Genomic DNA, 23,281 nt, shown 5'->3' with positions numbered 1-23,281 from the left:
CTTTCCCCCTAGCTTTGCGCCACTTTACGCGGAATAAAATCGTTAGCGACGACTTCGCCTTTTTCCAGCACCTGGCGGGGCTGTGGGATTTCAGGGATAGCAACATCGAGATGCGGAAACAGCAGCTCTCCGGCCCGGTAGACTTCTTCCAGATGCGGGTAGCCGGAGAGGATAAAGCTGTCGATGCCCAGCTCTGCATATTCATTAATACGGGCGGCAACCGTTGGCCCGTCGCCAACCAGCGCCGTACCGGCACCGCCGCGAACCAGCCCGACTCCAGCCCAAAGATTTGGGCTTATTTCCAGCCTGTCACGTTTGCCTCCGTGCAGGGCAGCCATGCGGTGCTGGCCTACCGAATCGCTGCGGGCAAATGCGGCCTGGGCTTTGGCAATCGTCAGGTCATCGAGATGGGAAATCAGGCGATTGGCCGCCTGCCATGCCTCTTGTGTTGTTTCGCGGACAATAACATGCAGACGAATGCCGAAACGTACCTGTCGGCCCTGTGCGGCCGCTTTAGCGCGTACCTGTTCAATTTTTTCTTTCACCAGATGCGGCGGTTCGCCCCAGGTCAAATAGAGATCAACCTGCTCGGCGGCCAGATCCTGAGCCGCGTCCGAAGAGCCGCCAAAATAAAGCGGCGGGCGGGGCTGCTGCACCGGAGGGTAGAGCAGCTTCGCGCCCTTAACCTTGATATGTTTTCCTTCGTAGTCGACGGTTTCACCTTCCAGCACGCGACGCCAGATGCGGGTAAATTCCGCCGAAGCTTCATAGCGCTCTTCATGATTGAGGAACACACCTTCGCCTTCCAGCTCTTCGGCATCGCCGCCCGTGACCAGGTTAAACAGCGCTCGCCCGTTAGAAAGGCGATCCAGCGTAGCCGCCTGGCGGGCTGCAAGGGTGGGAGAGACTACGCTCGGGCGCAGCGCCACCAGAAACTTGAGGCGCTGGGTAACCGGGATCATCGAAGCCGCGACCAGCCAGGCATCCTCACAGGAACGCCCTGTGGGGATCAAAACGCCGGTAAAGCCAAGCCTGTCGGCGGCCTGGGCGATTTGCTGCAAATAAGCGTGATCCACCGGGCGTGCGCCTTCATTACTGCCCAAATAGTGACCGTCGCCGTGGGTCGGCAGAAACCAGAACAGATTAAGACTCATGATTTAGCTCCTTGTGTCGTCGCGGCGGGCTGCCAGACTCGGGTGCGGATATCGACTTTCTTTGGCACCAGGCGGTTGTCGTAAAACAGGTCGGCGGTATTTTGCTGTTTTGCAGCGGTGTCTTCATTTACCGGGGTAATGGCTGAAGGAGGGCGGTGATCTAAATAACTGCTAATGACCGCTTCCGGCAGCCCCATGGTTTTTGCCAGCAGCGTGACGCTTTCGGCGCGCCGAGTACGGGTCAGCTCGTCGGCATCGCTAAAGGCTTTCAGTACCTGTTGAAGGAAGGCGCCGTTCGCTTCGGCATAGGGGCGGGCTGCAAGGTAGAAAGATCCGGTTTGATTAAGCTTACTGCCGTCCGCCAGCACGCGAACGCCGCCGTTCAGCAGCGCGGCCGAGTAATACGGGTCCCAGATGGCCCAGGCGTCTACATTACCCTGCTGAAACGCGGCTCTGGCATCGGCGGGGGTGAGGTAAGCGGGCTGGATATCTGAAAATTTCAACCCTGCCTGCTGCAACGCCCGCAGCACCAGGTTATGAGAGCTGGAGCCTTTCTGGAAGGCAACCTTGTGCCCCTTCAGGTCGGCAACGCTTTTTAGCGGGCTGTTTTCCGGCACCAGAATGACCTCGGCTTGAGGCTTTGGCGGCTCGGAACCGACATAAACCAGATCCGCTCCGGCGGCCTGGGCGAAGATCGGCGGAATATCGCCGGTGCTGCCTAGATCAATGCTGCCGACGTTAAGCGCCTCAAGCATTTGCGGCCCGGCGGGAAACTCGACCCAGGAGACTTTTGTATTAGGGTAACGTTGCTCCAGCAGCTGGTGGCTTTTTGCCAGCACCATGCTGACCGAGCCTTTCTGATAGCCGATGCGCAGTTGCTCCGGGCCGCTCTCTGCCGCGTTGCTATAGGCGGAAAACGCGATCATGCCTGCAAAGAGCAGCCACGGGGAGCGGCGTTTCAGTGAATTAAACATGGGTCACCCCCAGGCGGCTGAAAGGGGAAGGGACGGCAATATCGCGGCGATGAAGCGCCTGCCAGAAGGTCTCCAGCGAATCGTCGAGGCGTTTTTGCAGGTTCGCCGTAAACTGCGGCTTATGCTGGTAGTCGGTTACCTGGCCGTCGTCGGCAAACACGCCGTGCAGAATTTCCTGGGCTTTGAGCGCGTTAAGCACCGGCTTGAGGGCGTAGTCCACCGCCAGCATATGGGCGACGGTGCCGCCCGTAGCCAAAGGAAGCACGACTTTTTTCTCGAGCGCGCGCTCCGGTAGCAGGTCGAGCAGCGTTTTCAGGGCGCCGGAAAATGAAGCTTTATAGACGGGAGTGGCAATGATCAGTCCGTCGGCGGTGCTGAGCTGTTCGATAAGCGCCAGCAGGGCCGGGCTATCAAACCGGGCGTAGAGCAGGTCCTCGGGGGAGAAGTTTTGCAGATGCCAGTGGTAAACCTCGACATCGAGGGCGCTCAGTTTCTCCCGAGCATATTCCAGCAGCGAGCTGGAACGGGACGGATAGCGGGGGCTGCCGGCCAGGGTAATTACACGCATCACGACTCCTTATAACTAATTGTTCGTTTTTATCTAACATTGATAACAATTAGCTTGATAGTCGCAGAGCCGTTTTATTCCACTAAGTGATTTTTCCGGGATAGATTTGCAAAAAAGCGCATATCGCAAGGGAGGAAAGAAAACGTTTGCCTCTATTCAGGCTTTTTTGCCGCAGGTCAATTCCAATCCCTGCCCGGATGGTGAATAATAGCGCCCCGGTCTGCACACCGGGAATCCAGGAGAGTTCATGTACTACCCCTTCGTTCGTAAAGCCCTTTTTCAGCTCGATCCAGAGCGCGCCCATGAGTTCACTTTTCAGCAATTACGTCGCGTATCCGGCACGCCCTTCGAACATCTGGTTCGCCAGAACGTGCCGTCAAAACCCGTCAGCTGCATGGGGTTAACCTTTAAGAACCCGCTGGGTCTGGCCGCAGGTCTGGACAAAAATGGCGAATGCATCGACGCTTTTGGCGCCATGGGCTTTGGCTCTATCGAGATAGGCACCGTAACGCCGCGCCCTCAGCCGGGGAATGACAAGCCGCGTATTTTCCGCCTGGTAGAGGCAGAAGGGCTGATTAACCGCATGGGCTTTAATAATCTCGGGGTGGATAACCTGGTCGAAAATGTAAAAAAAGCGCATTTCGACGGCATCCTCGGGATTAATATTGGCAAGAATAAAGACACGCCGGTTGAGCAGGGAGCAGATGATTATCTGACCTGTATGGATAAGATTTATCCGTATGCGGGTTATATAGCGATTAATATTTCTTCGCCGAACACTCCAGGATTACGCACTCTGCAATATGGTGAAGCGCTGGACAGTCTTTTAAGCGCCATCAAAAATAAGCAGCAGGAGCTGCAAGCGATCCATCATAAATATGTTCCAGTGGCGGTGAAGATCGCCCCGGATCTTTCTGTAGAAGAATTGATCCAGGTGGCAGATAGTTTAGTTCGCCATAATATTGATGGGGTCATTGCGACCAATACTACTTTGGATCGTAGCCTTGTTCAGGGCATGAAACATTGCGACGAAACCGGTGGTTTAAGCGGGCGTCCGGTACAGTTAAAAAGTACCGAAATTATTCGTATGCTGGCGCAGGAATTAAATGGCCGGTTACCTATTATCGGCGTCGGCGGTATTGATTCAGTGATTGCCGCTCGTGAGAAGATTGCCGCCGGTGCGACGCTGGTGCAAATATACTCCGGGTTCATTTTTAAAGGCCCACCGCTGATTAAAGAAATCGTTACCCACCTCTAAGCATTTACCTTTTGCAAACAACCAGGGCTTTATTTTCGGCTCTGGTTGTTTTATATTCCGCTACTGTTGCTAATTTAAACATATTGGTCTTTTATTAATATGGTGAGAATTTGAGTGGCAATTCAGATGCGGGATAAATGAAGGGTAAGCAATATGCGGATAAAACCGGACGATAATTGGCGTTGGTATTTCGATGAAGAGCACGATCGAATGATGCTCGATTTGGCCAATGGAATGCTGTTCCGTTCGCGTTTCCCTCGTAAAATGTTGACTCCCGATGCCTTTGAAAACACAGGGTTTTGTGTTGACGATGCGGCGCTTTATTTCTCGTTTGAAGAAAAATGTCGTGATTTAGCGCTGGAGAATGAACAACGCGCCGAACTGGTGCTGAACGCGCTGGTAGCGATCCGTTTCCTGAAACCGCAAATGCCAAAAAGCTGGCACTTTGTCTCCCACGGCGAATGCTGGCAGCCGATGACGGGCGACGGCGCCTGCGTCTGGATTAGCGAAGATATGCAGCAGGTGAATCTGCTGGTGGTTGAAACCGGCGATAACGCCGCGCTTTGCCTGCTTGCGCAGCCAGGATTAATACTGGCGGGGCGTACGATGCAGTTGGGCGATGCGATCAAAGTGATGAACGATCGGCTCAGGCCGCAGCCGATCTCAGGTAACCTCAGCCTCGATCAGGCCGTTTAACGCGGCGCTACGCTAACATTCCCCGCAGGTACGCAGCTACAGCACAGGATCGTACCGTCTGTGCCGATCGATCCTTTCTTTAAAGCTTTTACTTCGCCGTCCACCAGACGAATGCGGCAGCTGCCGCAGATCCCGGCCCGGCAGGAATAAGGCACGCGAATACCCTGGCCTTCGAGCTGTTCCAGCAGGATTTGCTGATTATTCCCCTGGAAGCTTTGCCCGGCCCAGTCAATGGTGACGCTGCTTTCTGGCTGGCTCACCGGCTCAAGGTTTTCGACAACTTCGCCCGGACCATAAACGTTAGCAGGTTTATTGGCGAGTACTTCCAGCTCGTCGCCCACGCGCACGATACCGCTATTGCGGGCAATTAAATTCTGGCCAAAATCTACCGCGCCGCTGTTATCCTGCGCGGTGCGGAAGTTTTGCAGGGTTTTCAGCGGTTCGCCGCTTGGGTGTTTGCGGCCACGCTCCGGGCTAACGGTGGTAAAGATACAGCGGCTGCAGGGCCTGATAACGTCGAAGGTGACGCCGCCGATGCGCACCACTTTCCAGGTATCCTCGGCCCATGCCGGTGCGCCGGTCACTACCAGGTTAGGGCGGAACTGGATCATTTGTACGCTGGCAGGGCAGCGGTTTTGCAAATCCCGCAGCGAAGCTTCGTTGGTCAGCAGATACGGAAAACCGTCGGCAAACGACAGCGGAACCTCTTCATGGCGTTTGACCCGGCGAGTTGGCGACTCCCCAACCCAGCGCAGCTGAACCTGGCGCGAGAAAAAGCCGCTCAGCCACTGGTTAATCTCATCGGGGGCGATAAGCGCGGTAAAATGAGTTCCCCAAACTTCGGTTGCCGCAGGCTCCGCAGAGAAATCGGCGAAGCGTATACTGGCCGAGCTGCCGTCCGGCGCTGACAGATAAAGGCCGTCGTGGGTAAACGCGGGAGTGAACAGCACCATCTGCGGATGCTGGCGGGCTGTAATAAAGGTGCCATCAAGTTCGGTAAGCATAAAAATGCGGTCGAATGCCAGGCCGGTGGCGGTTGCATTCGCGTGGGAGAGCGCCATTCCGCGCATTGATTTTACCGGATGAATAAAGAGTTGAGACAAAGTAATCACGGCGCCCTCCGTGGGAAGTAAATTAAGAGGGGCAACTTTATGACATGCGTGCCGGATTAGCTATAATGCGCCACAATTTTCTTTTTACCTGATAAGTGACGATATGAATTCTCTGTTTGCCAGTACGGCGCGTGGGCTTGAAGAGCTGTTAAAAACTGAACTGGAAAATCTTGGCGCCCAGGGCTGCCAGGTGGTTCAGGGCGGCGTACATTACCAGGGGGATACTCGTCTACTCTATCAAAGCCTGATGTGGAGCCGTCTGGCTTCGCGTATTCTGCTGCCGCTTAGCGAGTGCAAAGTCTACAGCGATCTCGACCTTTACCTCGGCGTAATGGCGATTGACTGGCCGGCGCTGTTTGGGCCAAACGCGACCTTTGCCGTTCACTTTAGCGGCCTGAACGACACCATTCGCAACAGCCAGTACGGCGCGCTCAAGGTTAAGGATGCAATTGTTGACTCCTTTACCCGCAAAAATCTGCCGCGCCCTGATGTTGACCGCGAGCAGCCAGACCTGCGTATTAACGTCTGGCTTAATAAAGAAACCGCCAGTATTGCGCTGGATCTCAGCGGCGAAGGTCTGCACCAGCGCGGCTACCGTGACGCTACCGGCGCTGCGCCAATCAAAGAAACCCTCGCGTCGGCCATCGTGATGCGCTCCGGCTGGCAGCCGGGTACTCCACTGCTCGATCCGATGTGCGGCTCCGGCACGCTGCTGATCGAAGGCGCTATGATCGCCACCGATCGCGCCCCGGGCCTGCACCGCAAACGCTGGGGTTTCCTCGGCTGGGCAAAACATGAAGTGGACGTGTGGAAAGAGGTGGTGACCGAAGCGCAGGTTCGCGCTCGCCGCGGCCTGAGCGAATATCAGTCCCGCTTCTATGGTTCGGATAACGACAGCCGCGTGATTGAACGTGCCAGGGCTAACGCCCGTCGTGCAGGCCTTGCCGATATTATTACTTTTGACGTAAAAGACGTGGCGAAGCTCAGCAACCCGCTGCCGGAAGGCCCGGTGGGTACGGTTGTCAGTAACCCTCCTTACGGCGAGCGTCTGGAAAGTGAACCGGCTCTGATTGCGCTGCACAGCCTGCTTGGTCGCCATATGAAAACCCAGTTTGGCGGCTGGAACCTGTCCCTGTTTAGCGCCTCGCCGGAGCTGTTAAGCTGCCTTCAGCTGCGTGCTGACCGCCAGTTCAAAGCGAAAAACGGCCCGCTGGATTGCGTACAGAAAAACTATCAGCTGGCGGCTAACCCGGCGGGTACGGCGGCGGGCGGCGGCCAGATTGCCGAAGACTACGCCAACCGCCTGCGCAAGAACGTTAAGAAGCTGGACAAGTGGGCGCGTCAGGAAGGGATTGAGTGCTACCGCCTGTACGACGGTGATTTGCCGGACTACAACGTTGCCGTGGATCGATACGGCGACTGGGTTGTGGTCCAGGAGTATGCTCCGCCAAAAACTATCGATCCGAACAAAGCGCGCCAGCGCCTGTTCGACGTTATTGCCGCGACTCTCGCGGTGCTGGAATTGCCAACCAACCGGCTGGTGCTGAAAACCCGTGAACGCCAGAAGGGGAAAAATCAGTACCAGAAAATGGACGAGAAAGGCGATTTCATGGAGGTGAGCGAATATGACGCACGCCTGTGGGTTAACCTCACCGACTACCTCGATACCGGCCTGTTCCTCGACCACCGTATCGCCCGCCGTATGCTGGGCCAGATGAGCAAAGGGAAAGACTTCCTGAACCTGTTCGCCTACACCGGCAGCGCAACGGTACACGCCGGGCTTGGCGGCGCACGCAGCACAACGACCGTTGATATGTCCCGCACCTATCTGGAATGGGCGGAGCGTAACCTGCGCCTTAACGGTTTAACGGGCCGCGCACATCGCCTGGTTCAGGCGGATTGCCTGGGCTGGCTGCGCGATAGCGACGAACAGTTTGATCTGATCTTTATCGACCCGCCGACCTTCTCGAACTCCAAGCGTATGGAAGATTCTTTCGACGTGCAGCGTGACCATATTGCGCTGATGAAAGATCTGAAGCGCCTGCTGCGTCGCGGCGGTACTATCATGTTCTCCAATAACAAACGTGGCTTCAAAATGGACTTCGCCGGGCTGGCAGAGCTTGGCATGGTTGCGCAGGAAATTACTCAAAAAACCCAGTCGCAGGACTTTGCACGCAACCGTCAGATCCACAACTGCTGGTTAGTTACTCACGAATCCCGGGATTAATAGTTATGTCATTAATTAGTATGCACGGTGCATGGCTGTCGTTTAGCGACGCGCCGCTGTTAGATAACACAGAATTACACATCGAAGAAAACGAACGCGTCTGTCTGGTTGGCCGTAACGGCGCGGGCAAATCAACGCTGATGAAGATCCTCAACCGCGAGCTGCCGCTGGACGATGGCCGCATGGTTTACGAGCAGGATCTTATTGTCGCTCGTCTGCAACAAGACCCGCCGCGTAATGTTGCGGGCACGGTGTATGACTTTGTGGCCGAAGGTGTAGAAGAGCAGGCTGAATATCTGAAGGCCTACCACGACATCTCACATAAAGTGATGACCGATCCGAGCGACAAAAATCTTAACGAGATGGCTCGCATTCAGGAGATCCTGGATCATCAGGGGCTCTGGCAGCTCGACAGCCGGATTAACGAAGTGCTCGAACAGCTTGGCCTGGAAGCGGATACCGAACTGTCCGCGCTTTCCGGCGGCTGGCTGCGTAAAGCGGCGCTGGGCCGCGCGCTGGTTAGCTCTCCGCGCGTGCTGCTGCTCGACGAACCAACTAACCACCTCGATATCGAAACTATCGACTGGCTGGAAGGCTTCCTGAAAGAGTTCCAGGGCAGCATTATCTTTATCTCCCACGACCGTTCCTTTATCCGCAATATGGCGACCCGTATTGTCGATTTGGATCGCGGCAAGCTGGTCTCTTACCCTGGCGATTACGATCAGTATCTGCTGGCGAAGGAAGAAGCGCTGCGCGTGGAAGAGTTACAAAACGCCGAGTTTGACCGCAAGCTGGCGCAGGAAGAAGTGTGGATCCGCCAGGGTATTAAAGCCCGTCGTACCCGTAACGAAGGCCGCGTTCGCGCGCTGAAGGCGATGCGCCGTGAACGCGGTGAACGGCGTGAAGTGCTGGGCAGCGCGAAAATGCAGGTTGAAGAGGCGAGCCGCTCGGGCAAAATCGTCTTCGAGATGGAAGACGTTAACTACCAGGTTGCCGGTAAAACGCTGGTTCGTGATTTCTCCGCCCAGGTTCAGCGCGGCGACAAAATCGCGCTGGTGGGGCCAAACGGCTGCGGTAAAACAACCCTGCTGAAACTGATGCTCAGCCAGCTGCAGGCCGACAGCGGCCGAGTACACTGCGGCACCAAGCTGGAAGTGGCCTACTTCGACCAGCACCGTGCCGAGCTTGATCCTGACCGCACCGTGATGGATAACCTGGCGGAAGGCAAGCAGGAAGTGATGGTTAACGGTAAGCCACGCCACGTGCTGGGCTACCTGCAGGACTTCCTGTTCCACCCTAAACGCGCCATGACGCCGGTGCGTGCGCTTTCCGGCGGGGAGCGTAACCGCCTGCTGCTGGCGCGCTTGTTCTTAAAACCAAGCAACCTGCTTATCCTCGATGAACCGACCAACGACCTGGATGTCGAAACTCTGGAACTGCTGGAAGAGCTTATCGACGGCTACCAGGGCACGGTCATGCTGGTTAGCCACGACCGTCAGTTTGTTGATAACACGGTCACCGAGTGCTGGATTTTTGAAGGCCAGGGCAGAGTGGGGCGCTACGTTGGCGGCTACCATGACGCGAAGGGCCAGCAGGGCTCTGCTCAACCGCTGCGCCAGGCGGCTGCGGCAAAAGCCGAGAAGGGCGAGCAGCAAAAAGCAGAACCTGTTAAACGTGCCAATAGCAAACTAAGCTATAACCTGCAGCGTGAATTAGAGCAGCTGCCTCAACGGCTTGAGGAGCTTGAGGCCGCGCTGGGCGTGTTGCAGGCCCAGGTCGGTGATGCCGATTTCTTTAACCAGCCGCACGACGCCACGCAAAAAGTGCTGGCCGACATGGCCGCAGCGGAGCAGGCGCTTGAAGAAGCCTTTGAACGCTGGGAGTATCTCGAAGCGCTGAAAAACGGTTCGTAATCTAAGGAGAGTTACGATGTGTGCCACACACCACCATCGCTCGCATATTTTGTGTCGACAATGTGATTTGCTGGTGGCGTTGCCGGAGCTGCAGGATGGTCATAAGGCCTCCTGCCCGCGCTGCGGCACACCCTTGGTCACGCAGTGGTATTTACCGCGTCAGCGGCCAACGGCGTATGCCCTGGCCGGGCTGTTTATGCTGCTGCTGGCCAACCTGTTCCCCTTCATTAATATGAAGGTCGCTGGCATCAGCAGCGAAGTGACGCTGATGCAAATCCCCGGCGTTATGTTTTCTGAAGATTACGCCAGCCTCGGCACCTTCTTTCTTCTCTTTGTTCAGGCGGTACCGGCTTTTTGCCTGGTGACCATTCTGCTGTTGGTCAACCGGGCGAAGCTGCCTTCCGGGGTAAAACGCGGCCTCGCCAGAGTGCTGTTCCAGCTGAAAAGCTGGGGCATGGCTGAAATATTCCTCGCGGGCGTGCTGGTCAGCTTCGTGAAGCTGATGGCCTACGGCGATATTGGCGTTGGCAGCAGCTTTATTCCCTGGTGCCTGTTTTGTATTTTGCAGTTGCGGGCTTTTCAGTGCGTGGACAGGCGCTGGCTGTGGGACGACATTGCCCCCATGCCGCCGGTGCATAAGCCGCTAAAAGTGGGCGTGGCGGGCATACGGCAGGGGCTTCGCTCCTGCTCTTGTTGTACGGCGATTGTTGACGCAGACACGCTGGTTTGCCCCCGCTGCGGTACTCACGGCCACGTGCGCCGCAGGCACAGCCTGCAGTGGACCCTGGCGCTGCTGATAACCTCGATCATGCTCTATCTACCGGCGAATATACTGCCGATAATGATAACGGAGATGCTGGGCAGCAAATATCCGTCCACTATTCTGGCGGGGGTTATCCTGCTCTGGAGTGAAGGGTCTTACCCGGTAGCGCTGGTGATTTTTATCGCCAGTATCATGGTGCCGACGCTGAAAATGATCGCCATCGCCTGGTTATGCTGGGACGCAAAGGGGCATGGAAAACGCGACAGCGAGCGTATGCACCTGATTTATGAAGTAGTGGAATTTGTTGGCCGCTGGTCGATGATTGACGTATTCGTGATTGCCGTGCTTTCCGCCCTGGTGCGGATGGGCGGGCTGATGAATATCTACCCGGCTTTAGGGGCGTTAATGTTTGCTTTGGTGGTTATTTTGACGATGTTTGCGGCGATGACCTTTGACCCTCGCTTGTCCTGGGATCGAGCAGACGATGTAACTGATGAGGAGTCTTCCGAGCATGGAAAATAAAAGCGGCGAGGCGAAGGTACAGAAGGTAAAAAACTGGTCGCCGGTTTGGATCTTTCCCATCGTAACGGCGCTGATCGGCGCCTGGATCTTGTTTTATCACTATAGCCATCAGGGGCCGGAAGTGACCCTGATAACCGCTAATGCAGAAGGTATTGAAGGCGGTAAGACTACCATCAAGAGCCGAAGCGTTGATGTTGGCGTGGTGGAAAGCGCGCAGCTGACCGATGACCTGCATCATGTTGAAATTAAGGCGCGTCTCAATTCCGGCATGGAAAAGCTGCTGCATAACGATTCCGTGTTTTGGGTAGTGAAGCCGCAGGTTGGCCGCGAAGGTATCTCCGGGCTGGGGACGCTGCTGTCGGGGGCATACATCGAGCTACAGCCGGGCAGTAAAGGCGACCAGCCGGAGCGCTATGACTTGCTTGATGCGCCGCCGCTGGCTCCGCCTGATGCCAAAGGCATACGCATCACGCTGGACAGCAAAAAAGCCGGCCAGCTCACGCCGGGAGACCCGGTACTGTTCCGGGGTTATCGCGTGGGGTCGGTAGAAACCAGCACCTTTGACACCAATAAACGCGCCATTACCTATCAGCTGTTTATCGGCGCGCCCAACGACAAGCTTATTACCAGCAACGTGCGGTTCTGGAAAGACAGCGGCATTGCCGTGGACATGTCTTCCCAGGGGATGCGGGTTGAAATGGGCTCCCTCACTACGCTGTTCAGCGGCGGCGTGAGCTTTGACGTGCCGGAAGGCTGGGAGTGGGGCAAGCCGGTTGAGCCGGGTACCGACTTTAAGCTGTTTGACGATCAGAAAAGTATTCAGGATTCGCTGTATACCGACCACATCGATTACCTGATGTTCTTTAAAGATTCGATTCGCGGCCTGCAGCCGGGCGCGCCCGTTGAGTTCCGCGGTATTCGTCTTGGCACGGTGGCTCAGGTGCCGTTCTTTAACGAGAGCATGCGCCAGAAGCTGAACGACGACTTCCGCATTCCGGTGCTTATCCGCATTGAACCCGAACGCCTGAAAAATATGGTGGGCAACGAGGCGGATATCCCGTCTAACCTGAAGGCGCTGATTCAGCGCGGGCTTCGTGCCTCAATGAAAACCGGCAACCTGGTGACCGGCGCGCTGTATATCGATCTCGACTTCTATCCGAACGAGAAGAAGGTGAGTGAAATACTGAGCGTCAGCGGTTATCCGGTGATCCCGACGATGAGCGGTGGCCTGGCGCAAATTCAGCAAAAACTGCTGGAAACGCTGGATAAAATCAACAATCTGCCGATTACGCCGATGCTGGAGCAGGCGACCAATACGCTTGGCGAAAGCCAGCGCACCATGCGTCATCTACAGCAGACGCTGGATAATCTGAACAAGATTACCGCCAGCCAGTCGATGCAGCAGCTGCCGGAAGATATGCAAAAAACGCTGCGCGAGCTGAATCGCAGCATGCAGGGCTTCCAGCCGGGTTCAGCGGCTTATAACAAGATGGTGGCGGATATGCAGCGCTTCGATCAGGTGCTGCGCGAACTCCAGCCGGTGTTACGCACGCTGAACGATAAGAGCAACTCGTTGATATTTGAAGCGAAGGATAAAAAGGATCCGCAGCCGAAGAGGGCACAACCATGAAAAAGTGGCTAACGCTGGCAGCCGTCATCACGCTTTCCGCCTGTAGCGGCAGCGATAACGGCAAAACCTGGTACCAACTGCCGCAAACTTCACAGCCTGCAATGCAGGCGGTGAGCCAGCCGGGAACACATTTGCTGTGGGTCGATCAGGTCTCGGTGCCTGACTTCCTCGCCGGCACCGGCGTGGTTTATCAAACCACCGACGTTCAGTACGTTATTGCCACCAACAACCTGTGGGCCAGCCCGCTTGACCAGCAGCTGCGCAATACGCTGGTCAGCAACCTGAGCAGCGCGCTGCCGGGCTGGGTGGTTGCATCCCAGCCTCTGGGCAACGACCAGCAGGCGCTTAGCGTCAACGTTACCGGCTTCCATGGCCGCTATGACGGGAAGGTGATTGTTAGCGGTGAGTGGCTGGTGAAACGTCAGGGCGAGATAATTAAGCGTCCGTTCCATATTGAGCTAAAGCAGCAGGCTGACGGTTACGACTCGATGGTGAAAACGCTGGCGCAGGCCTGGCAGCAGGAGGCGCAAAGCATCGCTTCGCAGATCACACGCCTTAATTAATAGGTAAAATTAATAGTACAAAAAAGCTGCGATTTTCGCCGAAAGGCGGTCGCAGCTTTTCTTTTTCTGTGAACCTGTTAGCAAACCACAAGGCTCTTTTTTTGCCGAAAAGATAATCAGAATAGCGCGTGAATATGACATTGGCGTGAATTTTGCGCATTGACGGTCGGCTGATTTCACGTTATCCCTTATCTGTGGTTGCACATTTTGTAATCACTGTTTTCTTTTCCACCAGACAATGTAATGAGGGAAACGAGGCATGAAGAGACAAAAACGAGATCGCCTGGAACGGGCACATCAACGTGGTTATCAAGCAGGCATCGCCGGACGCTCAAAAGAGATTTGTCCATATCAGACTCTGAATCAGAGGTCCTATTGGATGGGAGGCTGGCGAGAAGCCATGGAAGACAGGGCGGTTACTGCGTAATCACTGTCTCTTTAGAAAAAGAAACCTCCGCAGCGCGGAGGTTTCGCCTTTTTAGCGGTATGTAAACCATCAGGGTTTAGGGAAGACCCAAACGTGCTGCTCGGGCAGAGACAAGCCATATTCACGAGCTTCACGTATCTCGTTGCCATAGGCACGGACAACAAAGTTATCGCCCGCGGTGCGGAACAGATACTCCCAGCGGTCGCCAAGGTACATGCTGGTCAACAGCGGCAGCGTCATGCCGTTATCACCCGGCTGTTCCACCAGACGCACCTGCTCGACTCGTATTACGGCAGTGCCTTCCTGCCCGGCTTCGACGCCTTCACCTGCCAGCCCCCACAAAGCCCAGCCGCTGCCTTCGATGCGGGCTTTACCGTCTCGAACTTCAGTCACTTTGCCGTTTAGCCGGTTATTACTGCCCATAAACTCGGCGGTAAACAGCGTTTTTGGCGAGCCGTACATCTCCTGCGGCGTACCCTGCTGCTCTATTTTGCCGTTGTTCAGCAGCAGGATACGGTCGGAAATCGCCATCGCCTCATTCTGGTCGTGGGTGACCATCAGCGCCGACAGTCCCAGCTTGATAATCAATTCGCGCAGGAACACTCTGGCCTCTTCGCGCAGTTTGGCATCAAGGTTGGAGAGCGGCTCATCAAGCAGAATAACAGGGGGGTTATAGACCAATGCCCGCCCGATGGCTACCCGCTGCTGCTGGCCGCCGGAGAGTTGGTAAGGGTGGCGTTTGCCGAGATGACCCAGGCCCAGCTGGTCCAGCACCGCCTGAACCCGCTGGTTGATTTCCGCCGCCGCCACTTTGCGCAGTTTCAGCGGATAGGCAACGTTCTCAAACACCGTTTTATGCGGCCACAGCGCGTAGGACTGAAATACCAGCCCCAGATTACGCTCTTCCGCCGGGATCTCTTTGCGAGTAGCGCCGTCAAAAACGTTATTTTTGCCGATAACAATAGCGCCCTGGCTCGGTTTTTCCAGCCCGGCAACGGCGCGCAGCAGCGTGGTTTTACCGCTTCCCGAAGGGCCAAGTAGCGACACGACTTCGCCGCGTTTTAGCTCCATAGAAACGCCTTTCAGCACCGGATTATCGCCGTAGGTTAAGTGCAGGTTCTCGACCGATAACTCAATCATGTAATTTCACTCCAAAACGAAGGGCAATGCCCAGCCCTAACACCACAAGCAGAATATTAATAAACGAGAGCGCGGCGACGATATCAATCGCGCCAGCCGCCCAGAGCGAGACCAGCATGGAACCGATGGTTTCGGTGCCCGGTGAGAGCAGGTATACGCCGGTGGAATACTCGCGCTCGAAAATCAGGAACATCAGCAGCCATGAGCCGATCAGGCCGTAGCGCGACAGCGGGATGGTGACGTGGCGGGTAATTTGCCCGCGCGTGGCTCCTGTGCTGCGCGCGGCCTCTTCCAGCTCCGGCCCAACTTGTAATAGCGTTGAGGAGATAAGCCGCAGCCCGTAGGCCATCCACACTACGGTATAGGCTAGCCAGACGCTGAAAATGGTGCTGCGCAGCGAACGTAGCCAGACAATCAGGTTGTCACGCAGCCACTGTGACCACGGCATGCCGGAAAGCCAGCCGGATTTCAGCGCATTGTCGAGCCACATCGGCAGGAATAAAAACACCCACAGAAAAGCAAGACCGGCCAGCAGGCCCGGTACGGCGCGCGGCACCAGTACGCTGTAGTCGAGGAAGCGGGTTACGTTATCCGGCTTGCGGTGCATCGCGATGCCGATAAATAGATAACACGCTACCGCCAGCGCGCCGCCGATAACGCCGATAGCCATTGAGTTAACGATGGCGCGCAGCAGGTTCGGCTGTTCCCAGATGGTGCGGAAGGTGTTCAGAGACAGCTCGTCCCACAGCGAAACGCCGACGCCCCAGTTGGAAATAAAGGCGCGCAGCACCACGCCAATTAGCGGCACGCCGATGGTTACGGTCAGCCAGAAGGCGACAACCGCTCCGGCAACCCAGCGCCATTTACCCAGCGGCAGGGCACGAGACTGAGAGGCTTTGCCTTTGACGGTGACAAACCGGTTGGCGGTGCGCATAAGACGGCGCTGGAGCATTACCAGCGGGATGGTGATGCAAATCAGCACCACGGCTACCGCCGCCATCAGATGATAAGACGGCGTCCCAAGTTTATTGGTCAGCTGGTAGAGATAAGTTGCCAGCACCATGTTGCCTTCAGGGTCACCCAGGACCAGCATCAGGCCAAACACTTCCAGGCCGAGGAAGAACAGCAACACCGTGGCGTACAGCATCGCCGGGCGCACCATCGGCAGGCTGACGGCGGTCATCACCTGAAGAGGGGAGGCTCCGGCGGTACGGGCCGCTTCTTCGACATCTGAGCCAACGCTGCGCAGCGCCGAAGAGATATAGAGATAGGCGTGCGGAACGTGGGTCAGCCCGGCAATCACCACGATGCTGGACATGTCGTAGATATTCCACGGTACAAAACCAATCAGCGACTGCGCCCACAGAGAGAAGAAGCCCACCGGCCCGGCGGCCACAACATAGCCAAAGCCGAGAACCATAGGCGAAACAAAGATGGGCACCAGAATCAACGGCTCAATGATACGCCTGCCAGGCAGGTCGGTACGCACCATCAAAAAGGCCAGGATCCCACCCAGCGGAATAGCGATGACTACCAGCCCGAATGCCAGAATAAAGCCGCTCTTCAGCGCCTTATAGAAGTCAGGGTCGGTAAAGATGAAAGCAAAGGACTCAAGACTCCACTCTTTTGACGGCGAGAAAAACGGCGCTGAGAGGAAGCTTTGTATAACGATAAACGACAGCGGAATATAGATAACCAGCGCAGTTATCAGCACCACAATGCCGCGCGGCAGGCTCTGCCACTTTCTGCGAAATGCATCCATGTAACTATCCCTCAGGTCAGTAAGCCTGAATAACGTAGTGCGTTGGAGTAATAGGAGGCACTCCCGAAGAAGCGCCTCATGCAGGGGTTATTTGGCGGCGGCTTCGCGCCATTGCTTGATGTAATCGAGGCGTTTTTTCTGCTGCAAGTATTCGAGCAGGGTTTCATCAACCGGGATAGGTTTCAGCGCGTTGCCCAGCTTTTTGGTCAAGCCGTCAATATCGTTGTCACCTTCCACGTCATTGCGGATAGACGGAATATCCGCCTGGTTGGCGAGGATGTTCTGCCCTTTCTCAGACAGCACATAGTCTATCCACAGCCTGGCGGCGTTGCCGTTTTTAGCCTGTTCGCTGATGAAGGACACGCGGGAAAGCACTAGCGTGTAGTCTTTTGGATAAGCAATACCCAGCGAGGCGTCCGTTTTGGCGCGGGCTTCGGCGTAGGAGCCGAGGATGTTGAAGCCGATAAGGTTTTCACCGGAGGAGACTCGCTCCATCATCGTACCGGTGGAAGACTGGACCGCCAGACCACCTTTAGCAACGTCTGCCAGGGCCTTGAAGTAGTTCGGGTCGGCCTTATAGTCCTGCACCGAGAGCATAAAACCGAGGCCAGATTTTTCGATATCGTAAGTGGTGACTTTTTTGCTGAACTTTTCCGGCTGGCTGGCGATAAGCTTAGCCAGCGCCGCGTGGCTGTCCGGCACTTCATTAGCCGGGATCAGGCGTTTGTTGTAGATAAAGATAACCGGCTCGTAGGTCGTGCCGTAGGCTTTGTCTTTCCACACCGCCCATTTAGGCAACTGGCCCTGCTCGGGAGATTTGTATTCCTGAGCGTAGTCGGTGGCAAGCTTAAGCGCGGTATCCATCGAAGAGCTCCAGACCACGTCGCCGCTGGTACCGCCCGCCGCCTGCTCGCTGATATAACGGTTGTACAGCTCGGTGCTGTTCATATCGTTATATTCTACCTTAATGCCCGGGTAAGCCGCTTCGAACCCCTGGATAAGCGGTGCGGCGGTTTTGGTATCGGTGGTGGAGTAGAGCACCACTTTGCCTTCTTTGGTCGCGGCGTCGATGATTTTTTGATATTCGGCCGGGTAACCCTGAGGCACGGCAGAAAGCGCAGAGGTAGAGAGCAGCACGGTAGAAGCGATTAAAGAGATGCGTAACTTATTCGACATTATTGTTAACCTCTAGTTACATTTGAGAAACTAAAAATCAACATAGCGTATAACCTTTGCCAGACAAGAGGGGGCGTTTTTTATCTTTACGATTTGTGATTTCGAACGTTGTTTAAGCAATTAACACCATAAAAACCACGGAGGAAGTTCGCGGATTGGCGTTCGGCAAAAACAAAAAAAGCACCCATTGATAACAATGGATGCCTTATCGGTAAAGCTTAATGAAATCGTATTAGAAAGCGGTAGTGTCTTTAAACAGACCCACTTTCATGTCGGTGGCGGTGTAAATCACGCGGCCATCAACCAGTACTTCGCCATCGGCCATGCCCATAATCAGGCGACGATTGATAACGCGCTTAAAATGAATACGATAGCTGACTTTTTTTGCCGTTGGCAGGATTTGCCCCGCCAGTTTGACCTCGCCCACGCCCAGCGCACGGCCTTTGCCTTCGCCGCCGAGCCAGCCCAGGTAGAAACCAACCAGCTGCCACATTGCGTCCAGGCCCAGACAGCCAGGCATTACCGGATCGCCAATAAAGTGGCAAGCAAAGAACCAGAGATCAGGGGTGATATCTAATTCTGCTTCAACGTAACCTTTATCGAAGTTACCGCCGTCTTCGGTCATCTTGACCACGCGGTCCATCATCAGCATAGGAGGTGCGGGTAACCGTGGGCCTTCAGCGCCAAACAGTTCGCCACGCCCTGAGGCAAGAAGATCTTCTTTCGTATAGGATTCGCGTTTATCTACCATGTCTACAGTAAGCCTTTTTATAATGAAGCACGCAGGTTAGCTAACACGTGTACGCTCAACAAGTCCGATCAGTTGTGGTTGAACCAGTTGAGCCAGCGTAGCGGCCAGGGGAAACGATGGCGAACATCCGGTGCCAGCGCCTGAGCAATACGCTCCTGCACCGCGCGCATCAGGGTATTCTGCCCTTCGCCGTCCCACGGGAGACTGGTCAATAACGGTAATGCATCGGCTATGTCGTCAATTGCCCAGATGGAAAATTTATTTTGCTCAACGGCTTCCAGCACATCTTTATGCAGCGAAAGATGGCGCACGTTGGCCGAAGGAATAATCACGCCCTGCTGGCCGCTGAATTCACGCTGCTGGCAGATGCGGAAGAAACCTTCAATTTTTTCGTTCAGCCCGCCCACCGGCTGCACGCGACCAAATTGATCTACCGATCCGGTAATCGCGATGTGCTGATAAATCGGCACATTGGAGAGGGCGCTGATAAGCGCACACAGCTCGGCCATCGAGGCGCTATCGCCATCCACTTCGCTGTAGGACTGCTCGAAGGTGATGGAAGCTGAGAACGGGATCTGCTGATCGAGCTGCAGCTCGGACATCAGAAACGCCTGCATGATCATCATGCCTTTGGCATGAATGTTACCGCCAAGCTCGGCTTTACGCTCAACGTCGGTGAACTCGCCGTCGCCCACGTGTACCACGCAGCTAATGCGGGACGGCTCGCCAAACGCGCGAGGGTGGCCGGGAAACTCAATCACCGACAGGGCGTTGATTTGGCCTATCATCTCGCCTTCGGTTTCAATCAGGATTTGCTCGAGCAGGATTTCATCCTGCATGCGTTCGGCAAGGAAACCTTCTCGCCATTCGCGTTGCTCGAGCATTTGCTGAAGCTGCTCCGCGGTAAAGGTGCTTTCCCCGGTAAACGGCGCGACTTCGCGCAGCTGGCGTGAAATCCATGAAGGGCAGAGCGGGAGCATCTCCTGGTCGCCGGTATAGCGAACCGCTTCGCGAATCAGAGGCTGCCAGGCATCTGCCGCTGGAGCCGGTAAGGATTTAGCGTCGGCAACGGCATAAATCCACTGGCACCACAGCGCCATTTCGTCAGCCGAGGCGATTTGCAGGTTATCTTCAAACTCGCTGTAGATTGCCGATGAAACCAGGTCCATCTCCATTTCCTGGAAGTCCGCCAGCGAGTCACGCTCGCCGACCAGAATTAGCTTGAAATCAAGCTCCAGCGAAGGGATTTTAACCGGCAGCGGGCGCGTTTCGTCCGGCGAGACCCAGTCGAAGCGACCCTGGATCATCATTTGCTTTAAGCGTAGCCACAGCAGAGGCTGAGCCAGCACGCTGCGCAGGGAGAGGATTAATACGCCACCGTTGGCACGATGGATAAGGCCTGGCTCCAGGGTGACTTCCCCGGCAAATTGACGCACGCAGCCGAAAAGCTGCTCAGACTCAACCCAGTCAGCGGCGATAATTTCTCCGCTGGAGGCGAAGTTATCATCGCTTTGTTCAGCCGGACGCAGGCTAACGCGGCTGCCTTCAATAAGGTAATGTCCGCCGGTAAGCACTTCGGCTTCACCGCGCGTTTCCTCAACGGCCGCTGCAATAAGATCCAGATATTCTTGCTCTTCCGGGGCTTTTATTAGCATCAGGTCTGAGGAAGAGACGGAAAGGTTGAGTTGCTCAATCCCATAAACTAAACGGGGCTGAACGGCGGAGAGAGGGGCAGAGTCGGTATCATAAGGCTGTGCAAAAATTTCCTGATAGCTTTCGGTATCAGGCACCAGGGCACGCCAGTCAAGTCGATTAGTCGTCAAAGTCGCTATATTTTTTAATGAGATGTCAAAGGCGCGATTATACAAGAATCGCTCGGGTAGCACACGGATAAAGCAGCAACACAGTTTTATCCCCCTCACAGCTTTGATTTTCAGTTCAGCGAATGGCGTAAAAACTGTTATTCTGAACTAAGTTACACGGTCACACTGAGATCGCAATGAAATATCAACAGTTGGAAAATCTCGAGAGCGGCTGGAAGTGGAAGTATCTGGTCAAGAAGCATCGCGAAGGAGAGTTGATCACGCGGTACATCGAAGCCAGTGCAGCCCAGGAGGCCGTGGAGCAGCTTCTGACGCTGGAAAATGTGCCTGTTCTGGTCCAGAACTGGATTGAACAGCATATGAATCCGGCGCTGCATAACCGCATGAAGCAGACGATTCGCGCGCGGCGTAAGAGGCATTTTAACGCCGAGCATCAGCACACCCGTAAAAAATCCATCGACCTGGAATACCTGGTCTGGCAACGTCTGGCCGGGCTTGCGCAGCGGCGCGGTAATACGCTTTCCGAAACCATCGTTCAGCTGATTGAAGATGCCGAACGTAAAGAGAAAGTAGAAACCACGATGTCGACGTTGAAGCAGGATCTGCAGGCTATGCTGGGCAAAAAGTAGTTTGCCCCTGAAGGCGGTGGCGTGAAATTCGCTAAATAACAACCAATAAAAAACCCCGCCATGGCGGGGTTTTTGTCAAGGAAGGGTAACTTATGCCGCAGGCTGAGTTACAACTTCTTTAACACCTTTAACTTCGATCTCAACACGACGATCTGGAGCCAGGCAGTCGATCAGTTTAGCTTTAGGCGCTACGTTGTCACAGGTGTTGCCAGTAACTGGGTTAGCTTTGCCCATGCCACGTGGAGAGATTTTGTTTGCCGGGATACCTTTAGAGATCAGGTAATCAACAACGCTCTGTGCACGTTTTTCAGACAGTTTAGCATTGTACTGCTCAGAACCGATACGGTCAGTGTAGCCCAGAACAACTACGGAACCGTCTTTCGGATCCAGGTTGCTCAGCTGGGTGTACAGCTGATCCAGGGCCTGCTGGCCTTCTGGTTTCAGAGTAGCTTTGTTGAAGTTGAACAGAACGTCAGACTTCAGAGTGAAGTGCTTGGTCTGTACTTCTGGAGCTGGTGCCGGAGCTGGAGCTACAACCGGAGCTGCATCTTCCTGCTGACCGAAACGGTAGGAAACACCTACGCTCAGCATGCCGTTGTCCGGACGAACACCTACAGTCTGTGCGTCGCCGATGTTGTTAACCCACTGGTATTCCAGACGGGTAGCGATGTCACGGGTAACAGCCCACTCAACACCACCAGCGAATACTGGGGAAACACCGGTGTCGTGGTCTTTACCAGCGATGCTGTTTTTGGAGTCTGCACGCCAAACCATACCACCCAGACGAGTATAAACGTCCAGATCGTCAGTGATTGGGTAACCCAGTTTAGCGGTCAGCTGTACGCCCTGTGCTTTGAAAGCACCGCTAACTTCGCTGCCTTTGTAAGGCATACGGCCAAGCCAGTCGTAACCCATTTCAAAACCAACGTACGGGTTAACCTGATAACCACCGAAGGCACCAGCGCCCAGTTGGCTTTCATGCGTTGCGCCGTTGTTTTGCAGGTCCTTGTTATACCAGCCGGTATCGTGGAACTGAGACCAGCCCAGTTTGCCACCTGCATACCAGGTGTTATCTTTCGGTGCGGCCTGCGCTACGGTAGCGAAGCCAGCCAGTGCCACTGCAATCGCGATAGCTGTCTTTTTCATTTTTTGCGCCTCATTATCATCCAAAAGGCCATGAGCTCTAAACCAATTTAAAGCCCAGGGTTAAATCCTTCGCCCGGGTTTATGCTCAATTGTTACTCTACCGATATATCGGTGTTATGAAGAGCAACCCTGGCGAGGTAAAGTCTACAACGTAGTTGAAAAGTTACAAGTGTGAAGTCCGTCAGGCATATGAAAAAAAACGACTTGCATACATATTTTATTACAGAATGGCCTGTTTTTTGAACACTGGGTTCCATGGAAGAACCCAGTGGATCCGCCGTATGACGGGGAATTTTGAGTAATGACAGCGGATTATATGGCACGGAGAAAAAATACCAGGATTTCTCCTAAATTTACTTAATGATACAAACTAGAATGAATTTTTAGGCCATTTCGCGGTCTGGAACCGGATGATCCCCTGCTGGTTGGACGCATAATGAAGCCCATTGCGTTGCCAGCTTCAGCGGCGAGGGTCAGTCTCAAATGTTCTTCATCTGTTAATTCTTCGGGCAACCAGCCTATCACTACGCTGTAATTTCCGGTTTGCAGCGCCTTTACCATCGCCTCTACGGTATAGAGCGGATCTAACTGGCTTGCCTGCATCACTTTTGCCAGCGGAAGCCCGGCGGCCTGCAGCCATTCACGGCTGAGCTTTTGCTGCGGGGTAAGCCATAACTGCCAGCGAGATTGTTGCCCTAGCTGCTGCAATAAAGGTAGCAGAATAAACTGCGTTACCCACGGGCAGTCTTCACTGTAGACCATTTCACTGATTAACCCCTGTGTACTGTTATCAGATAACGGCCGGGCAGGGGAGTGCGCGGCTACTGCAACATGACGAAAGTGAGTTTGTAAGTTCTGTGAGTGCATAGTGAGTCCCGCCTGATGGGTTACTGTATGAATATACAGTAATGCCTGTCAGGACAAAGATCAACCGAAATTTCGGAAAGTGTCTCGCAATTTCTTTATGCAGATCCGGCGTAAAACAAATTGTCGTTGCTATAGCAGATAACGTTACTTATTTTCTGTTATTAGGGAGGCGAGTAACAC

At 54.9% G+C, this 23,281-nt stretch carries 20 protein-coding genes; 9 read left to right on the top strand and 11 right to left on the bottom strand.

All coding sequences use genetic code 11. The features are described from left to right. Nucleotides 1-8 precede the first annotated feature (8 nt). Genes ssuD through ssuE form a run of 3 tightly spaced genes read right to left on the bottom strand, consistent with a single transcriptional unit; the run spans nt 9 to nt 2,696 of the window. Complete coding sequence (gene ssuD, locus ACG1VR_RS15590) at nt 9-1,154, bottom strand: FMNH2-dependent alkanesulfonate monooxygenase (RefSeq protein ID WP_395489268.1); 1,146 nt, start codon at nt 1,152-1,154, stop codon at nt 9-11. Then, on the bottom strand, nt 1,151-2,128 hold the full coding sequence (locus ACG1VR_RS15585; RefSeq protein WP_395489267.1) for a sulfonate ABC transporter substrate-binding protein: 978 nt from the start codon (nt 2,126-2,128) through the stop codon (nt 1,151-1,153). Before ACG1VR_RS15585 ends, ssuD begins: the two co-directional genes overlap by 4 nt. After that, nucleotides 2,121-2,696, bottom strand: a complete 576-nt coding sequence (ssuE, locus tag ACG1VR_RS15580) for an NADPH-dependent FMN reductase (RefSeq protein WP_395489266.1) — start codon at nt 2,694-2,696, stop codon at nt 2,121-2,123. Before ssuE ends, ACG1VR_RS15585 begins: the two co-directional genes overlap by 8 nt. Before the next feature lie 247 nt (nt 2,697-2,943). Between ssuE and pyrD the strand changes: the two genes are divergently transcribed. Together pyrD and zapC are read left to right on the top strand one after the other, a co-directional pair. Beyond that, nucleotides 2,944-3,954, top strand: a complete 1,011-nt coding sequence (pyrD, locus tag ACG1VR_RS15575) for a quinone-dependent dihydroorotate dehydrogenase (RefSeq protein ID WP_395489265.1) — start codon at nt 2,944-2,946, stop codon at nt 3,952-3,954. Between the two features lie 153 nt (nt 3,955-4,107). Beyond that, nucleotides 4,108-4,650, top strand: a complete 543-nt coding sequence (gene zapC, locus ACG1VR_RS15570) for a cell division protein ZapC (RefSeq protein WP_016535653.1) — start codon at nt 4,108-4,110, stop codon at nt 4,648-4,650. Here zapC and ACG1VR_RS15565 read toward each other — a convergent pair. Then, nucleotides 4,647-5,762, bottom strand: coding sequence for a YcbX family protein (locus ACG1VR_RS15565; protein ID WP_395489264.1), 1,116 nt, complete (start codon nt 5,760-5,762; stop codon nt 4,647-4,649). The genes zapC and ACG1VR_RS15565 overlap by 4 nt on opposite strands. 103 nt (nt 5,763-5,865) lie before the next feature. Between ACG1VR_RS15565 and rlmKL the strand changes: the two genes are divergently transcribed. From rlmKL to rmf, 6 genes are all read left to right on the top strand, one after another. Next, a complete protein-coding gene (gene rlmKL, locus ACG1VR_RS15560) occupies nt 5,866-7,989 on the top strand; it encodes a bifunctional 23S rRNA (guanine(2069)-N(7))-methyltransferase RlmK/23S rRNA (guanine(2445)-N(2))-methyltransferase RlmL (RefSeq protein ID WP_395489263.1) in 2,124 nt (707 codons plus the stop codon). Nucleotides 7,990-7,994: 5 nt separating this feature from the next. Next, nucleotides 7,995-9,902 (top strand): ABC transporter ATP-binding protein, encoded by a 1,908-nt coding sequence (locus ACG1VR_RS15555; RefSeq protein ID WP_395489262.1) that lies wholly within the window; start codon nt 7,995-7,997, stop codon nt 9,900-9,902. Nucleotides 9,903-9,918: 16 nt separating this feature from the next. Further along, a complete protein-coding gene (gene pqiA / locus ACG1VR_RS15550) occupies nt 9,919-11,187 on the top strand; it encodes a membrane integrity-associated transporter subunit PqiA (protein WP_395489261.1) in 1,269 nt (422 codons plus the stop codon). Continuing rightward, nucleotides 11,177-12,817: an intermembrane transport protein PqiB gene (gene pqiB / locus ACG1VR_RS15545; RefSeq protein WP_395489260.1), complete on the top strand. Its 1,641-nt coding sequence runs from the start codon at nt 11,177-11,179 to the stop codon at nt 12,815-12,817. The genes pqiA and pqiB overlap by 11 nt, the downstream gene beginning before the upstream one ends. Further along, nucleotides 12,814-13,380 carry a membrane integrity-associated transporter subunit PqiC gene (pqiC, locus tag ACG1VR_RS15540; RefSeq protein WP_016535659.1) on the top strand — a complete coding sequence of 189 codons (567 nt, stop codon included), beginning with the start codon at nt 12,814-12,816 and terminating at the stop codon, nt 13,378-13,380. The genes pqiB and pqiC overlap by 4 nt, the downstream gene beginning before the upstream one ends. A 259-nt stretch (nt 13,381-13,639) precedes the next feature. Then, complete coding sequence (gene rmf, locus ACG1VR_RS15535) at nt 13,640-13,807, top strand: ribosome modulation factor (protein ID WP_008461244.1); 168 nt, start codon at nt 13,640-13,642, stop codon at nt 13,805-13,807. Between the two features lie 69 nt (nt 13,808-13,876). Here the strand turns inward: rmf and ACG1VR_RS15530 are convergent, their stop codons facing one another. From ACG1VR_RS15530 to ACG1VR_RS15510, 5 genes are all read right to left on the bottom strand, one after another. Further along, entirely contained in the window at nt 13,877-14,947 is a 1,071-nt protein-coding gene (locus ACG1VR_RS15530; RefSeq protein WP_395489259.1) for an ABC transporter ATP-binding protein, read from the bottom strand. Then, a complete protein-coding gene (locus ACG1VR_RS15525; RefSeq protein WP_395489258.1) occupies nt 14,940-16,709 on the bottom strand; it encodes an ABC transporter permease in 1,770 nt (589 codons plus the stop codon). Before ACG1VR_RS15525 ends, ACG1VR_RS15530 begins: the two co-directional genes overlap by 8 nt. Before the next feature lie 87 nt (nt 16,710-16,796). Beyond that, nucleotides 16,797-17,885, bottom strand: coding sequence for an ABC transporter substrate-binding protein (locus ACG1VR_RS15520; protein ID WP_395489257.1), 1,089 nt, complete (start codon nt 17,883-17,885; stop codon nt 16,797-16,799). A 232-nt stretch (nt 17,886-18,117) separates the two neighbouring features. After that, nucleotides 18,118-18,636: a bifunctional 3-hydroxydecanoyl-ACP dehydratase/trans-2-decenoyl-ACP isomerase gene (fabA, locus tag ACG1VR_RS15515; RefSeq protein WP_016535664.1), complete on the bottom strand. Its 519-nt coding sequence runs from the start codon at nt 18,634-18,636 to the stop codon at nt 18,118-18,120. A gap of 68 nt (nt 18,637-18,704) precedes the next feature. Next, nucleotides 18,705-20,459, bottom strand: coding sequence for an AAA family ATPase (locus ACG1VR_RS15510; RefSeq protein WP_395489256.1), 1,755 nt, complete (start codon nt 20,457-20,459; stop codon nt 18,705-18,707). A 176-nt stretch (nt 20,460-20,635) separates the two neighbouring features. Here ACG1VR_RS15510 and matP point away from each other — a divergent pair, with 176 nt between their 5' ends. After that, nucleotides 20,636-21,088, top strand: a complete 453-nt coding sequence (gene matP / locus ACG1VR_RS15505; protein WP_016535666.1) for a macrodomain Ter protein MatP — start codon at nt 20,636-20,638, stop codon at nt 21,086-21,088. 90 nt (nt 21,089-21,178) lie between these two features. Here the strand turns inward: matP and ompA are convergent, their stop codons facing one another. Both ompA and sulA read right to left on the bottom strand, forming a co-directional pair. Beyond that, nucleotides 21,179-22,234, bottom strand: coding sequence for a porin OmpA (gene ompA / locus ACG1VR_RS15500; protein WP_039898052.1), 1,056 nt, complete (start codon nt 22,232-22,234; stop codon nt 21,179-21,181). Nucleotides 22,235-22,591: 357 nt separating this feature from the next. Next, entirely contained in the window at nt 22,592-23,101 is a 510-nt protein-coding gene (sulA, locus tag ACG1VR_RS15495; RefSeq protein ID WP_039898053.1) for an SOS-induced cell division inhibitor SulA, read from the bottom strand. Nucleotides 23,102-23,281 lie beyond the last annotated feature (180 nt).

Source organism: Cedecea davisae (assembly GCF_044095835.1).
Taxonomy (GTDB): Bacteria; Pseudomonadota; Gammaproteobacteria; order Enterobacterales; family Enterobacteriaceae; genus Cedecea; species Cedecea davisae.
The sequence above is the reverse complement of the archived record's forward strand: the minus strand, read 5'-3'. Positions and strand labels throughout refer to the sequence as shown.

Bases quoted from the DNA above. Each gene is read 5' to 3' on its own strand.
- pqiB (WP_395489260.1), top strand. From the start codon at position 11,177: ATGGAAAATAAAAGCGGCGAGGCGAAGGTACAGAAGGTAAAAAACTGG.
- ACG1VR_RS15530 (WP_395489259.1), bottom strand. From the start codon at position 14,947: ATGATTGAGTTATCGGTCGAGAACCTGCACTTAACCTACGGCGATAAT.
- ACG1VR_RS15585 (WP_395489267.1), bottom strand. From the start codon at position 2,128: ATGTTTAATTCACTGAAACGCCGCTCCCCGTGGCTGCTCTTTGCAGGC.
- ACG1VR_RS15525 (WP_395489258.1), bottom strand. From the start codon at position 16,709: ATGGATGCATTTCGCAGAAAGTGGCAGAGCCTGCCGCGCGGCATTGTG.
- ACG1VR_RS15555 (WP_395489262.1), top strand. From the start codon at position 7,995: ATGTCATTAATTAGTATGCACGGTGCATGGCTGTCGTTTAGCGACGCG.
- ssuD (WP_395489268.1), bottom strand. From the start codon at position 1,154: ATGAGTCTTAATCTGTTCTGGTTTCTGCCGACCCACGGCGACGGTCAC.
- rlmKL (WP_395489263.1), top strand. From the start codon at position 5,866: ATGAATTCTCTGTTTGCCAGTACGGCGCGTGGGCTTGAAGAGCTGTTA.
- ompA (WP_039898052.1), bottom strand. From the start codon at position 22,234: ATGAAAAAGACAGCTATCGCGATTGCAGTGGCACTGGCTGGCTTCGCT.
- pqiC (WP_016535659.1), top strand. From the start codon at position 12,814: ATGAAAAAGTGGCTAACGCTGGCAGCCGTCATCACGCTTTCCGCCTGT.
- ACG1VR_RS15520 (WP_395489257.1), bottom strand. From the start codon at position 17,885: ATGTCGAATAAGTTACGCATCTCTTTAATCGCTTCTACCGTGCTGCTC.
- zapC (WP_016535653.1), top strand. From the start codon at position 4,108: ATGCGGATAAAACCGGACGATAATTGGCGTTGGTATTTCGATGAAGAG.
- ssuE (WP_395489266.1), bottom strand. From the start codon at position 2,696: ATGCGTGTAATTACCCTGGCCGGCAGCCCCCGCTATCCGTCCCGTTCC.
- sulA (WP_039898053.1), bottom strand. From the start codon at position 23,101: ATGCACTCACAGAACTTACAAACTCACTTTCGTCATGTTGCAGTAGCC.
- pyrD (WP_395489265.1), top strand. From the start codon at position 2,944: ATGTACTACCCCTTCGTTCGTAAAGCCCTTTTTCAGCTCGATCCAGAG.
- rmf (WP_008461244.1), top strand. From the start codon at position 13,640: ATGAAGAGACAAAAACGAGATCGCCTGGAACGGGCACATCAACGTGGT.
- fabA (WP_016535664.1), bottom strand. From the start codon at position 18,636: ATGGTAGATAAACGCGAATCCTATACGAAAGAAGATCTTCTTGCCTCA.
- matP (WP_016535666.1), top strand. From the start codon at position 20,636: ATGAAATATCAACAGTTGGAAAATCTCGAGAGCGGCTGGAAGTGGAAG.
- pqiA (WP_395489261.1), top strand. From the start codon at position 9,919: ATGTGTGCCACACACCACCATCGCTCGCATATTTTGTGTCGACAATGT.